We start from the raw sequence: 12,865 nt of genomic DNA on the forward strand, positions 1-12,865 counted from the left end.
TCCAACAATCGGGGTGCGGTTCAGAGAGGGGCCTTCGCATCGAATAATCGCAGTCAGTCTTACATCAGCGCCGCGAGCCTGTCGGCGAGCGCCTGGGCGGCGTCGGCGGACGGCACGGCCTCGGAATCGCCGGCGGCACGCCCGCGGATCTCGATGGTGCCGTTGTTCACGGTGTCTCGTCCGGCGACGGCGATCAGCGGCACGCCGATCAGCTCGGCGTCCTTGAACTTGACGCCCGGGGACACCTTCCTGCGGTCGTCGTACAGCACCTCGATGCCGCGCTCCTCCAGCTCGGCGACCAGCTTCTCGGCGGCCTCGAACGCGGCCTCGTCCTTGCCGGTGGCCATGACATGCACCTGCGCGGGCGCCACAATGGCCGGCCAGACCAGGCCCTTGTCATCATGGTGGGTTTCGGCGATGCAGGCGAGCACGCGGCTGACGCCGATGCCGTAGCAGCCCATCCACACCGGCACGGTCTTGCCGTTCTGGTCGAGCACCTTCAGGTCCAGGGCCTTGGAGTACTTCAGGCCCAGCTGGAACACCTGGCCGATCTCCACGCCGCGCTCGAAGCTTAAGGGTCCGGAGCCATCCGGGCTCATGTCGCCGTGGCGCACCTCAACGGCCTCCACGGTGCCGGTGGCCTCGAAATCGCGGCCGTAGACGGCGTGGAACGCATGCTTGCCCGGTTCGTCGCCGCCGATGATCCATTCGGAGCCGCGGGCCACATGCGCGTCGATGAAGAACCGCACCGGTTCGGCCACGCCGGCGGCCTCCGCCTGCTTGCCGAACATCATCGGCCCCATGTAGCCGGCCACCAGCTCCGGATGGGCCTTGAGATCGGCCTCGGTGGCCTCCTCCAGCTCGGACGGGGCGAACTGGGCTTCCAGACGCTTCATGTCCACCTGACGGTCGCCCGGCACGGCCACGGCGATGACCTCGCGCCACGGCTTGTCGTGCTCCTCATCCTCGGCATGCAGCACGGTGACGGCCACGGTCTTGAGCGTATCGGCGGCGGTCCATTCGCGGCCGTCCTCACGCGGGTACAGACGGTTCGCGGTCTCGACCAGCGCCTCGATGGTCTTGGAGTCCGGGGTTTCGCGCTTGACCATGGCGGGGACGGCCGCGCAATCGACCTCAGGGACCTCGGGGGTGGTCAGCGCCTCCACGTTCCACGCCTTGCCGGACGGGGCGAGCGCGAACGTGTCCTCGCCGATCGGCATCGGCGCCAGGAACTCCTCGGAGGCCGAGCCGCCCATCGGGCCGGACATGGCGAACACCGGGATGTACTGCAGGTCCAGACGGCTGAACACGCGCTCGTAGGCGCCGCGCTCGTCCATGTAGGCCTTCTTCATGCCCTCCTCGTCGATGGTGAACGAGTAGGCGTCCTTCATCACGAACTCGCGGCCACGGATCAGGCCGGCGCGCGGGCGGAACTCGTCGCGGTACTTGGTCTGGATCTGGTAGAGCGTGACCGGCAGGTCCTTGTACGAGGAGTACAGGTCCTTGACCAGCAGCGTGAACATCTCCTCATGGGTCGGGGCCAGCAGGTAATCGGCCTGGTGGCGGTCCTTCAGACGGAACAGGTTCTCGCCGTACTCCTCCCAGCGGTGCGTGGCCTCATACGGCTCGCGCGGCAGCAGCGCCGGGAAGTGCACCTCCTGCGCGCCGATGCGGTCCATCTCCTCACGAACCACGTTCTCGATCTTGTTCAGCACGCGCAGACCCAGCGGCAGCCAGGTCCAGATGCCGGGCGCGGCCTTGCGGACATAACCGGCGCGCTGCAGCAGTTTGGCCGAATCGACGTCGGCATCGGCGGGGTCCTCGCGCAGCGTGCGCAGGAACAGCGTAGACATACGAAGTGCTTTGGAACTCATGCGTTCCAAGGTATTCGCGCGAGGGGACAAGCAGGGGGCGCGCCGGGACCGGCTCCCGTCACCGACCCATATGCTCCTCCATGTCCTCGATCTCCTCCTCCAGCTCCTCGCGGTTCAGGTCGAACGGCGGGTAGACGACGATCGGCAGCATCAGCAGGCAGCCGACCAGATAGAACACGTCCGCCAGCGGGAACAGCGAGAAGAAACCCACCGCATTCGGGATCAGGATGCCGACGCACACCACGGCCATGCCGATCGGCGGCAGCGTGGCCCACACCCAGCGGTTCGGGGCCCCGTCGTCGTCCTTGCGCCTCAGCGAATCCATGTAGATCGGCACGATGAACAGCAGGCCGCCAACGATCATCAGGATGTCGGTGAGCTTGACCGTGCCCCACGCCGGCATACCCGGCATCTGGAACATCAGGAACACCGCGAACAGAATCAGCAGGCCGATGGTGGACCACACATACGTCAGACGCTTCATGGCAAGCCTCCCTTCACCGGCGATGCGAACGCCCGCCGGCAGCCACGGACGGCACCGTCATTGGCACCGACCGTCATCGGTATCGGTATGTTCATCCTATCCGACGAACCGTCAAACCGGCGACGCCACACACCCGAACGCCTGCGACCGCGCCCGCGCCGGCACACCGCCCAACGACATACCGCTTCTCGTGATACCGTAAGTGTTGTTGGGCATCGGATTCACTGAGGGGGTAATGATGGCGAGTCTCAGAACAACGACGATTGCGGGAATCACCGCGGCGCTTGTCGCGCTCGTCCTCGTCGGCGGGTGCGGAACGAATCCCTGTGCCGGCGACAGCGCCAAGTCGGCGACTCCGGAATGTCTGGTGAGTCAAAACGCCGAAATCGATCTCGTCGTTATCGACAAAACGGCCTACGCTCGGGGCGACATCATTCCCGACGTTAAAGACAGCGAGCTCGGCGATCAGATCGGCACCGTGGAACGTACCGGCGTAACCGATGACTTCCAGGATTGGGACGCCACGGCACTGCCTGTCGGAACGGAAATCTATTCCAGTCCGTCATCCACAACCGAGGTCATCGTCCGAACCGATGACGGCTACGTACAGTATCTCAAGATGGTCGAGGGATAGGCTCAGAACAGTTCAGCCTGTTCGAATTCGTCGGATTCGGCAGGGGTGTTCGCATGCGGGGCGAAGGCGGCGGGGCCGTCCGCGCCCAGCAGCTCGGAGGCGGCGTCGGATCGGCGGCGCAGGATCGAATCGAGCATCACCGCGTCGGGCGAGACCAGGAACGCGCGGTCGTTGATGCCGCCCAGGTACAGACCGTCGAGGTTCTCCACGCGCGAGAGCGCCACGTACCCCATGCCGGGCGCGAACGTCCGCCGCAAATCCATCACGGCCCGGTCCAGCGTCATGCCCTGCGACTTGTGGATCGTGATCGCCCACGCGCAGCGCAACGGCACCTGCTTGACGCTGGCGAGCACGGTCTCGCCGTCCATCATCTCCCAGGAGGCCTGCTTCATCGTCACGATGTTGCCGTTCTCGAACTCCACGATCGGCCAACCGCCCTTGGATTCGGGCGCGAACCCGCGCACCGTACCGATCGACCCGTTGACGTACTGGTGGTCGGCGTCGTTGCGCAGCGCCATCACGGCGGCCCCGGTCTTCAATACCAGGTGCTCCGGCGCGAGCATGTTCTTCTTCAACCGGTCCACCAGGTTGACCGGACCGGCCGATTCGGCATAGAACCCGTGCTCGTCGTCCTCGATCTGCGCGAGCCGCAGGTCGTTCAGGCCGTCGGCCTGCCGGTTGACCGGGAACAGGTGCACGGCCACCTCGCCGACCGCAGGTTCCAGTCCCAGCCGGGAAGCGAGCGCCATGCGGTCGCCGTCATCCACCCTGCCCTGACGGATGTCGGTCAGCACGGTGAGCAGTTCGCCGGTATCCTGACGGTGCTGTTCGGTCAGGTAGCAGACGGTCGGATTCAGTTCCGGCCAGACCAACGCCTCGGTGACGAAGCCCTCCGGGTTACGTCCGGCCTTGGCGTAGCGTTCGCGGGCGGCCACGAATTCCGGGGCCGGGGCGATGACGTCGTTGTTCCGCCCGGAGACGCTGACCGGCGGCAGCTGGAAGAAGTCTCCGGAGAGCACGACCTGCATGCCGCCGAACGGGCGCGGGTCGCGCCGGATGATGCGGCAGACCTGATCGACCATGTCGAACAGCCAGGCGTGCATCATCGAGACCTCGTCGATGACGAGGATGTCGGTGTCCTGGATCTTGCGTCGGCGGCGGGACCGAATGAGTTTGATCAGCGGTTCAGTCAGCGCGGTGGCCACGCCGATGCCACTCCATGAGTGGATGGTCTGGCCGTTGATATGCGTGGAAGCGATGCCGGTGGACGCGGTGACCGCCACGCTGGCGCCCTCGGCGCGGGCGTTACGGATGAACTCGTTGAGCACGTGCGTCTTGCCCGCACCGGGAGCGCCGGTGAGGAACACGTTCGCGCCGGCGTTCAGGATCGCCATCGCCTCCGATTGCAGCATGCCGTTCCCGCCTACTCCCCCAGCGGGTTGCCGTTGCGCTCGTAGGTACGCAGCAGGCTCGTCTGCTCGATGCGGGCGGCGGCATCGGTTGCGGCCCGGTTGTCGGGGCCGGGTGCGGGTACGAACAGCAGGTCACGGTAGTAGCGCAGCTCGTCGATCGATTCGATGATGTCGGCGAGCGCGCGGTGGCCGCCGTGCTTGTCCGGCTTGTGGTTGTATACGGCCGGATACCAGCGGCGCGAAAGCTCCTTGATGGTGCTCACGTCGATGACCCGGTAGTGCAAGTGCTCCATCAGGCCGGGCATGTAACGGTCGAGGAACTTCTTGTCGGAGCCCACGGAATTGCCGGCCAGCAGCGGGCGCACGCCCTTGGGGGTGAAGCGCCGCACGTATTCGATGACCTTGGACTCCGCCTCGGCCACGTCCAGACCATGCTCCCACTCGTTGATCAGCCCGGAGTGGGTGTGCATCCTGCGCACGAAGTCGTTCATCTGGTCCACGGCGGCCTTACTGGGCTTGATGACGTAGTCGATGCCCTCGTCGAGCACGTTCAGGTCGAAGTCGGTGGGGACCACGGAGATCTCGACCAGCTCGTCATGGAAGATGTCCAGGCCGGTCATCTCGCAGTCGATCCAGATCAGGCGGGAATCCTGCGCCGTGTAGGTCTCGTTGTCATGTGCGTCCACCATCGTGTGCCTCGTTTCCTTCGGACGTGTACGGAACAGACCACTATATATCACCTATGAAACATCCTCCCCTCTGGGAGGGGAGGATGAGATGGCTTACGGGGACACGCGCTGGGGTTTCTTACGGAATCACTCCGTCAGTCCGCTGCGGTGCCTTCCGAGGATCAGTTGGCGTGGAAGCCGGAGTAGTTCGGGGCCTCCGCGGTCATCACGATGTCGTGCGGGTGCGATTCACGCAGGCCCGCGTCGGTGATGCGCACGAAGCGGCCGCGCTCCGACATCTCCTTGATGTTGTGCGCGCCGATGTAGAACATCGACTGGTGCAAGCCGCCGATCATCTGGTAGAGCACGGCGTTCAGCGGGCCGCGGTACGGCACCTCGCCCTCGACGCCCTCCGGGATGACCTTGTCGCTGCTGGTCACGTCGGCCTGGAAGTAGCGGTCCTTCGAGTAGCTCTTCTTGCCGCGCGGCGCCATGGCGCCCAGCGAGCCCATGCCGCGGTACAGCTTGTACTGCTTGCCGTGCAGGAGCACTTTCTCGCCCGGGGCCTCCTCGCAGCCGGCCAGGGTGCCGCCGAGCATGACGGAGCTGGCGCCGGCCACCAGGGCCTTGGCGATGTCGCCCGAGTAGTGGATGCCGCCGTCGGCGATGCACGGTACGCCCGCGGCGCGGCAGGCCAGCGCGGCCTCGTACACGGCGGTCAGCTGCGGGACGCCGACGCCGGCGACCACGCGGGTGGTGCAGATCGAGCCGGGGCCGATGCCGACCTTGACGGCGTCCGCACCGGCGTCGATCATGGCCTGTGCGCCCTCACGGGTGGCGATGTTGCCGCCGATGATCTGCACGTCGCGGAACGCCGGATCGTTCTTCAGGCGACGGATCATGTCGAGCGCCAGCCGAGCCTGACCGTTCGCAGTATCGACTACAAGCGCGTCGACGCCCGCCTCCATCAGCGCGGAGGCGCGCTGCCAAGCGTCGCCGAGGAAGCCGACGCCGGCGGCCACGCGCAGACGGCCCTGGCCATCCTTGGTGGCGTCCGGGTACTGTTCGGTCTTGACGAAGTCCTTGACGGTGATCAGGCCGGCCAGCTTGCCGTTCTCATCGATCAGCGGCAGCTTCTCCACCTTGTGCTGGGCGAGCAGACGGTGGGCGTCCTCCTTGGAGATGTTCGCCGGACCGGTGATCAGGTTCTCGCTGGTCATGACGTCCTTGACCTTGAGATGGTCGTAATCGTCGGACGGGATGAAACGCATGTCACGGTTGGTGATGATGCCGACCAGACGGTTCTCCTTGTCCACAACCGGCAGGCCGGAGATGTGGAAACGGCCGCACAGCTTGTCCAGATCGGCCAGGCTGACATCCGGGTTCACAGTCAGCGGGTTGGTGATCATACCGGATTCGGAACGCTTGACCACATCCACCTGGGCGGCCTGATCGTCGATCGACAGGTTGCGGTGCAGCACGCCGATGCCGCCGTTGCGGGCCATGGCGATGGCCATCTCGGCCTCGGTGACGGTATCCATGGCGGCGGAGATCATCGGAACCTTCATCGTGATCTCACGGGTCAGATGCGTAATAGTGTCCACCTCGGACGGAATGACATCCGTCTCGTTCGGCAGCAGCAGCACATCGTCATAGGCAAGCCCGAGCTTTTCAAAAATCGGGGGAAGCGGGGCATACGCGGATTCCGCGTTCATATCAAGGTTTGTAGCCATAGACCCACTCTAAAAGCAGGGACTGACACGGCTCCGCCGTGTGTCGCCGCGGCCCGTCACCTTGTTTTCCGGCGCCGCCGTCAGTCCGAGACCCCGGCCTTGTCCCCGGTGCCGACGCCGGCGGACGCACCGTCGCCATCGCCGCCGGATGTCTTCGAGCCGTGCGCCGCAGCCTCCCGCCGTGCCGCCTCCAGCCGCGCGTTCTCCGCGCGCAGCTCCGGGATGCGATGCTTCAAATACGGGTACATCGTGGCCACGGTCAGCAACGCCACCGCAATCGCAAAACCGATCGCCACAAACCGCGCCGGGAAGAACAGGATCATGATCGAACCGAACGAGATCAGCGCGGCCCACCCCCACAGGATCAGCACGGCCCCCTGCACCGAGTGGCCGATCTTCAGCATCCGGTGATGCAGGTGCATGCGATCGGGGTGCATCGGCGACTGGCCCTTGCGCAGACGCCGCACAATCGCCATGCACATGTCCAGCACCGGCAGGAACAGCACCAGCACCGGCAGCAGGATCGGCATGAACACCGGCAGGTAGATGCTGGTGTGGATCGATGCCGGATCGAGACGGCCGGTCATGATGATCGACGCGCAGGTGATCAGGTATCCGAGCAGCATGGAACCGGAGTCACCCATGAACAGCTTGGCCGGATGCCAGTTGTGCAGGATGAAGCCCACGCAGATGCCCACCATCGCCACGTCGATCAGCGTGGCCATCGACGCGTACGACGGCGAGGAACGGGCGATGATATACGAGTAGATCGCGAACGCGATGCCGCCGATCGCCACGATGCCGGAGGCCAGACCATCCAATCCGTCCACGAAATTCACCGCGTTGATCGACACCACGATCAGGAACGCCGTGATCGCGATCGACAACGTCGGCGAGGCCGCGAACAGCGAGCCGATGGGCAGCGAGATGATCTGCAGCCCGCCCCACGCCACGAACACGGCGATCAGCAGCTGGCCGGCCATCTTCAACATCCAATCCAGATCCCACAGGTCGTCGGCCATGCCCAGCAGGCAGATCGCCACCGCCCCCGCAAGCACCACCCAAGCCTGGTGATTGTTCTGGAACAGCCCGCTGACGAACGGAATGTGGCTGGCGAACAGCATCGCCACCGCAAACCCCAGCATCATGGCCAGGCCGCCCATGCGGGGCGTCGGCACCGTGTGCACGTCACGTGCGCGCACCTTGCCGACCGCGCCGATTTCAATGGCCAGGTGCCGGATCAACGGGGTGAGCAGGAACGTGGCGCCACCCGCGACGGCCGCGATGAACAGATAGACCCTCATGCGCCCAAGCCCCCGCCGTTCACGATCAACGCCCTGCGAATCACCGGCTCGCGGATCACGCCCTCGCGCAGGATGGCGATCCCGTCACGTGCCAACGGGTCGGCGGCCACCACGGTGCTGGAGACATGCCCCTGCGTCGGGCCGCCGTCCAGATACAGATCCACGGCATCACCCAGGGCTGCCTCGGCCTCCTCGACAGTCTGCGCGCTTTCGCCGCCGGAACGGTTCGCGCTCGATGCGGCCAGCGGACCGGTCGCCTTGAGAACACGCAGACTCAACGCGGAATTCGGGATGCGGATGCCCTGCGTGCGCGCCCCCGATGGGGTCTGCTGCACCGTCCCCAGTGCGCAATCCTCACGGGCCACGGCGATCGGGGAGAATGCGCCCGGCAGGAACGCCGCCGCCAGACGGTTCAACGGCACCGGCAGATCCAAGCCCAGGGCGTCCAGCTCCTCGATCGAGGACAGCAGCACCTGCAGCGCCTTGAACCGCGGACGACCCTTGATCTCATAGATACGGTCGATGGCCTTGGCATTGAACGGGTCACAGGCCACTCCGTATACCGTATCCGTCGGCACCACCACCAGACCACCGTTGCGAATGATTTCAGCGGCCTCGGCAAGGGAATCGTCATCGACCTTGCGAATCGCACTCATCGGCACCTCCCGTTCACGTCCTCATTACAACCTTACTATTGCACCATCGGCGTGCGACGAAACCATGTCCAGCCGCGGATCACGAATCACGGTCACGAATCATGACCGCGGATGCCGCAACAATGGACTCTGACACATTGTTGCATCCATATCTCAAGAAAGGCCCCGATGGACAACGCACCCCATAACCTGCACTGCACTCCGCAACCGCCCGCTGACGAGATGCCTCCCGTCGAGCTGCGCACGCCCCGCCGCTCGGAACGCGAGGAGATGATGGACGGCAAGCTCTACAACCCGGCCGACCCGGAGCTGTCGGCATTGCGCGAACGCGCTGGCGACCTGTGCACCAGGTTCAACGCGTTGCCGCGCGGCGATCATGAGGCCCGGGCCGCCGTGCTGGATGAGCTGCTCCCCCACCATGGCGAGGATCTAGACGTTCTGGGGCCAGTGTTCTTCGACTACGGCGTGCATACCACCATGGGCGATCGCGTGTTCGCCAACTTCAATTTCACGGTGCTCGACTGCGCGCCTGTCACCATCGGCGACGACGTGTTGTTCGGCCCGAACGTGTCCCTGCTGCCGCCGATGCATCCGCTGCGCTGGCAGGACCGCAACGTGCGCAAGGCAGCGGACGGCTCGACATACGACTACGAATACGGCAGGCCGATCGTCATCGGCTCGAACTGCTGGTTCGGCGGTAATGTCACCGTGTTGGGCGGCGTGACCATCGGCGAAGGCTGCGTCATCGGAGCCGGCGCCGTGGTGACTAAGGACATTCCACCGCATTCGGTGGCGGTGGGCAATCCCGCGCGGGTGATCCGCACGATCACCGACGCCGACGCCTCCGCGCTGCAGGACTATGCGCAATAGTCGTCACGCCGGGCGACCAGATACCGGGGCCGTGCTGTCCAATCCCGGCCGGTGCGGGCTCGGTTGAAGCCGTGGGCCTGCGCGTAGGCGACCAGCGCGGCACCCTGGCTGATGTCATGTTCCATGACGAGCAGACCACCCGGGCGCAGCAGTGCAGCGGCCCGGCCGATGATGCGCTCCGGAATCAGCAGGCCATCCGGAGAGCCACCGTACAGCGCCAACTGCGGATCATGATCGCGGACCTCGGGTTGTTCGGGGATCTCGGATTCGGGCACATACGGTGGATTGGTGACCACCAGATCCACGGTGCCGTCCAGTTCGGCGAGCGTATCGGGGTCGGTCGCGTCCCCGAGCACCAGGTGGTACCGACCGTCTATGCCGGAGCCGGTTCCGGTCGGTCCCAATACGGTTTCGGCGTTGCGGCGCGTCCATGCGGCGGTGCGTTCGCTGAGCTCCACCGCCCAGACCTCGACGTCGGCGGTTTCGGTCACGATCGATAGGCCGATCGCACCGCTGCCGGCGCACAGGTCGACGACGCGGAACCGCGCCTCGTTCCGGCCGCGCCGCGCCGCCAGCCAATCCAGCCCCTCCTGCACCACAAGCTCGGTTTCGGGCCGCGGGATGAACACGCCCGGGCCGACGGCGAGGTCGAGGTAGCGGAACGGGGCGTGGCCGACGATGTACTGCAACGGCTCCCGTGCTGCACGGCGGGCAAGCATGGCGTCGAAGCGCCGCTCGGGAACCCCCTCTACGGAGAGGGCGGGGGAAACGCTTTCCGCGGAGTGTTCCTCCGCAAGGGCGGCGATCGACTTCCCCAGCAGCATGGCCTTGTCGATGTCGCTGAGACTGCAACCGCAGGCTTCGGCCAGCAGCAGTTTGGCGTCGTGTTCAGGGGTGTCCACGCCGGCGTTGCGCAGCGTGGCCGCCGCGCGATGGATGGCCTGTTCGACGTTCATCAGCTCTGGCGTGCGAGGCGTTCGGCCTCGTCGGCCTGGATGTCGGAGTCGATGACGGCCTGCAGGTCGCCGTCGAGCACCTGGTCCAGGTTGTAGGCCTTGTAGTTCGTGCGATGGTCGACGATGCGGTTCTCAGGGAAGTTGTATGTGCGGATGCGTTCGGAACGGTCCAGGGAACGCACCTGGGAGTGGCGCAGGTCGGCGGCCTCGGCGGCCTCCTGCTCGTGCTTCATGGCCAGCAGCCTCGACTTGAGCACGCGCAGCGCGGCGGCACGGTTCTGGATCTGCGACTTCTCATCCTGCATGCTCACCACGATGCCGGTCGGGATATGCGTCATGCGCACCGCCGAATACGTGGTGTTCACCGACTGGCCGCCCGGACCGGAGCTCATGAAGATGTCGATCTTCAGGTCCTTCGGGTCGATCTCGATCTCGTCGTTGTCGTCATCGGCCTCGGGGAACACGATGACGCCGGCCGCGGAGGTCTGGATGCGCCCCTGCGACTCGGTGACGGGGATACGCTGCACGCGGTGCACGCCGCCCTCGTATTTCAGGCTGGCCCACACGCCATCCTCCGGGGCGGGGGTGCCCTTGGCGCGGATGGCCACCTGCACGTCCTTGATGCCGCCCAATTCGGTGCGGTTCTCGCTCTGGATGGTGCAAGTCCAGCCACGCTTCTCCGCATACCGCAGGTACATGCGCAGCAGGTCGCCGGCGAACAGCGCGGCCTCTTCGCCGCCGGTGCCGGCCTTGATCTCCATGATGGTGTCGCGCGCGTCGTCCGGGTCGCGCGGGATCAGCGCCGTGCGCAGCTTCTCCTGCACGGCGGGCAGCTCCGCCTCCAAGCGTCGGGCCTCCTCGGCGAAGTCGGGGTCTTCGGAGGCCATCTCACGGGCGGCCTCCAGATCGTCATGTACCTGCAGATAGGCGGTGTATGCGGACACGATCGAGCCGAGTTCGGCGTGGTGACGGCCCAACTTGCGCATCTTGTCCGGGTCGGAGGCCACCTCCGGCTGGCTCATCTCCTGTTCGATGCGGCGGTATTCCTCCAACGCGGTCTGCGCCGCGGGGAACTGTTCGTCTGCCATGTCTCCTCTTTCCGTGGTGTCTGCTGCGGATATACAAAAACGCCAGTCCCGCGGCGGCACGCCGAAGCGCGCCATGCCTGCCGGGGCTGGCGTTGATGAAGCTACTTGCTGCGCTTGCCGTAACGCTTCTCGAAACGGGCCACGCGACCACCGGTGTCGAGGATCTTCTGCTTGCCGGTGTAGAACGGGTGGCACTTCGAGCACACGTCGGCCGTCATGGCTTCGCCCTTGTAGGTCGAACGGGTGACGAAGGTGTTGCCGCACGAGCACGTAACCTGAACGGCATGATAATCGGGATGAATACCCTGCTTCATGGTGTCTCCTAAGGAATTCGGGGGACCCGGGTCGCCGTGCCCCTATGGCAGGCGTGAACCGGAACCTTGGCGATTATAGGCATGGGCGCGGACAGCCAGCATGCGTGCGGCACGAGCCGGATGCCGAGGATTGCCGAATGCGGATGGAGAGTGGGGCCGCAGGGGCTTGAACCCTGGACCGGCGGATTATGAGTCCGATGCTCTAACCGACTGAGCTACAGCCCCACGCCGGTGCATGACCGGCCCCTACAGTCTAGCAAACCGCTGGACGTTTACCGGGTGCCTGCCAGCGGCTATGCCTCGCGCCGCGCCCTACCCGAGGCGAAACGGTCCAACGCACCGGTGGCGGCGATGCCCTTATACAGGTACCAGCTCATCACGCCGGCGATCAGCACGCCGCCGACCAATTCGCTGACCATATGGATGACGCCACGAGGGCTCAGGAACGATACGCCCTGATAGCGGAACAGCATCAGGTACACGCCGTATTCCAAGGCCACCAAGGCGCCGGACGCCATGGAGATCGGCAGGTTGAACACCTTGTAACGGGTGAGCGCAAACGGCAGTTCCGAGAACACGCCCTGCAGCGCCGCGGACGCGAACACGAACCCGAACGAGAACTGGTTGCCCAGCAGCATCTCGGCGGCGCTGCCGACCAGGTTCACATACACCGCCGCCCCCGGCTTGCGCAGGATGATCACCGCCAGCGTGCCGGAGAAATACCACAGCGGGTGCAGCACGCTGGCCAGTCCGGGCAGGATGCCGCCGATGATCGGCGACAGCCACGCGTAGGCGAAGTTGAACAGCCAGAACACCAATCCGCAGGCCACGCCCAGAGCTGCACCGACGGCGATGTCCGCGGAGGTCCACCG

The 12,865-nt window shown here is 65.4% G+C and carries 13 protein-coding genes and 1 tRNA gene; 2 read left to right on the plus strand and 12 right to left on the minus strand.

The genetic code is table 11. The features are described 5' to 3' along the window. Positions 1 to 59: 59 nt before the first annotated feature. Positions 60 to 1,874 (minus strand): proline--tRNA ligase, encoded by a 1,815-nt coding sequence (locus B4C31_RS03090; RefSeq protein ID WP_291531295.1) that lies wholly within the window; start codon positions 1,872 to 1,874, stop codon positions 60 to 62. 58 nt (positions 1,875 to 1,932) lie between these two features. Further along, positions 1,933 to 2,358, minus strand: coding sequence for a permease (locus tag B4C31_RS03095; protein ID WP_291531296.1), 426 nt, complete (start codon positions 2,356 to 2,358; stop codon positions 1,933 to 1,935). A 208-nt stretch (positions 2,359 to 2,566) separates the two neighbouring features. Between B4C31_RS03095 and B4C31_RS03100 the strand changes: the two genes are divergently transcribed. After that, a complete protein-coding gene (locus tag B4C31_RS03100) occupies positions 2,567 to 2,992 on the plus strand; it encodes a hypothetical protein (protein ID WP_156098892.1) in 426 nt (141 codons plus the stop codon). Positions 2,993 to 2,994: 2 nt separating this feature from the next. On the opposite strand, the gene B4C31_RS03105 is transcribed toward B4C31_RS03100, so the two are convergent. From B4C31_RS03105 to B4C31_RS03125, 5 genes are all read right to left on the minus strand, one after another. After that, positions 2,995 to 4,404 carry a DEAD/DEAH box helicase gene (locus B4C31_RS03105; RefSeq protein ID WP_291531297.1) on the minus strand — a complete coding sequence of 470 codons (1,410 nt, stop codon included), beginning with the start codon at positions 4,402 to 4,404 and terminating at the stop codon, positions 2,995 to 2,997. Positions 4,405 to 4,415: 11 nt separating this feature from the next. After that, complete coding sequence (gene orn / locus B4C31_RS03110; protein ID WP_291531298.1) at positions 4,416 to 5,093, minus strand: oligoribonuclease; 678 nt, start codon at positions 5,091 to 5,093, stop codon at positions 4,416 to 4,418. Between the two features lie 161 nt (positions 5,094 to 5,254). Next, positions 5,255 to 6,805: an IMP dehydrogenase gene (gene guaB, locus B4C31_RS03115; protein ID WP_291531299.1), complete on the minus strand. Its 1,551-nt coding sequence runs from the start codon at positions 6,803 to 6,805 to the stop codon at positions 5,255 to 5,257. Positions 6,806 to 6,885: 80 nt separating this feature from the next. Beyond that, on the minus strand, positions 6,886 to 8,109 hold the full coding sequence (locus tag B4C31_RS03120) for an MraY family glycosyltransferase (protein ID WP_291531300.1): 1,224 nt from the start codon (positions 8,107 to 8,109) through the stop codon (positions 6,886 to 6,888). After that, positions 8,106 to 8,765 (minus strand): L-threonylcarbamoyladenylate synthase, encoded by a 660-nt coding sequence (locus tag B4C31_RS03125; RefSeq protein WP_288295939.1) that lies wholly within the window; start codon positions 8,763 to 8,765, stop codon positions 8,106 to 8,108. The genes B4C31_RS03120 and B4C31_RS03125 overlap by 4 nt, the downstream gene beginning before the upstream one ends. A 222-nt stretch (positions 8,766 to 8,987) precedes the next feature. On the opposite strand from B4C31_RS03125, the gene B4C31_RS03130 reads away from it, so the two are divergent. Continuing rightward, entirely contained in the window at positions 8,988 to 9,635 is a 648-nt protein-coding gene (locus B4C31_RS03130) for a sugar O-acetyltransferase (protein WP_033507754.1), read from the plus strand. Here the strand turns inward: B4C31_RS03130 and prmC are convergent. The 5 genes from prmC to B4C31_RS03155 form a co-directional block, all read right to left on the minus strand. Then, positions 9,623 to 10,591, minus strand: coding sequence for a peptide chain release factor N(5)-glutamine methyltransferase (gene prmC, locus B4C31_RS03135; protein WP_291531302.1), 969 nt, complete (start codon positions 10,589 to 10,591; stop codon positions 9,623 to 9,625). The two genes, B4C31_RS03130 and prmC, sit on opposite strands and share 13 nt — an antisense overlap. Then, complete coding sequence (gene prfA, locus B4C31_RS03140; RefSeq protein ID WP_291531303.1) at positions 10,591 to 11,679, minus strand: peptide chain release factor 1; 1,089 nt, start codon at positions 11,677 to 11,679, stop codon at positions 10,591 to 10,593. Before prfA ends, prmC begins: the two co-directional genes overlap by 1 nt. A 101-nt stretch (positions 11,680 to 11,780) precedes the next feature. Continuing rightward, positions 11,781 to 11,993 (minus strand): 50S ribosomal protein L31, encoded by a 213-nt coding sequence (gene rpmE, locus B4C31_RS03145; protein ID WP_033507737.1) that lies wholly within the window; start codon positions 11,991 to 11,993, stop codon positions 11,781 to 11,783. A 151-nt stretch (positions 11,994 to 12,144) separates the two neighbouring features. After that, positions 12,145 to 12,218 (minus strand) — tRNA-Ile (locus B4C31_RS03150). Between the two features lie 68 nt (positions 12,219 to 12,286). Beyond that, a complete protein-coding gene (locus B4C31_RS03155) occupies positions 12,287 to 12,847 on the minus strand; it encodes an ECF transporter S component (RefSeq protein ID WP_291531345.1) in 561 nt (186 codons plus the stop codon). Positions 12,848 to 12,865: the final 18 nt, after the last annotated feature.

Origin of the sequence: Bifidobacterium sp. UBA4282, assembly GCF_002394995.1 — a bacterium.
Classification (GTDB): domain Bacteria; phylum Actinomycetota; class Actinomycetes; order Actinomycetales; family Bifidobacteriaceae; genus Bifidobacterium; species Bifidobacterium pullorum_B.

Coding starts and splice junctions, on each gene's coding strand:
- guaB (WP_291531299.1), bottom strand. CDS start 6,805: ATGGCTACAAACCTTGATATGAACGCGGAATCCGCGTATGCCCCGCTT.
- orn (WP_291531298.1), bottom strand. CDS start 5,093: ATGGTGGACGCACATGACAACGAGACCTACACGGCGCAGGATTCCCGC.
- B4C31_RS03095 (WP_291531296.1), bottom strand. CDS start 2,358: ATGAAGCGTCTGACGTATGTGTGGTCCACCATCGGCCTGCTGATTCTG.
- rpmE (WP_033507737.1), bottom strand. CDS start 11,993: ATGAAGCAGGGTATTCATCCCGATTATCATGCCGTTCAGGTTACGTGC.
- B4C31_RS03105 (WP_291531297.1), bottom strand. CDS start 4,404: ATGCTGCAATCGGAGGCGATGGCGATCCTGAACGCCGGCGCGAACGTG.
- B4C31_RS03125 (WP_288295939.1), bottom strand. CDS start 8,765: ATGAGTGCGATTCGCAAGGTCGATGACGATTCCCTTGCCGAGGCCGCT.
- B4C31_RS03130 (WP_033507754.1), top strand. CDS start 8,988: ATGCCTCCCGTCGAGCTGCGCACGCCCCGCCGCTCGGAACGCGAGGAG.
- B4C31_RS03090 (WP_291531295.1), bottom strand. CDS start 1,874: ATGAGTTCCAAAGCACTTCGTATGTCTACGCTGTTCCTGCGCACGCTG.
- prmC (WP_291531302.1), bottom strand. CDS start 10,591: ATGAACGTCGAACAGGCCATCCATCGCGCGGCGGCCACGCTGCGCAAC.
- prfA (WP_291531303.1), bottom strand. CDS start 11,679: ATGGCAGACGAACAGTTCCCCGCGGCGCAGACCGCGTTGGAGGAATAC.
- B4C31_RS03120 (WP_291531300.1), bottom strand. CDS start 8,109: ATGAGGGTCTATCTGTTCATCGCGGCCGTCGCGGGTGGCGCCACGTTC.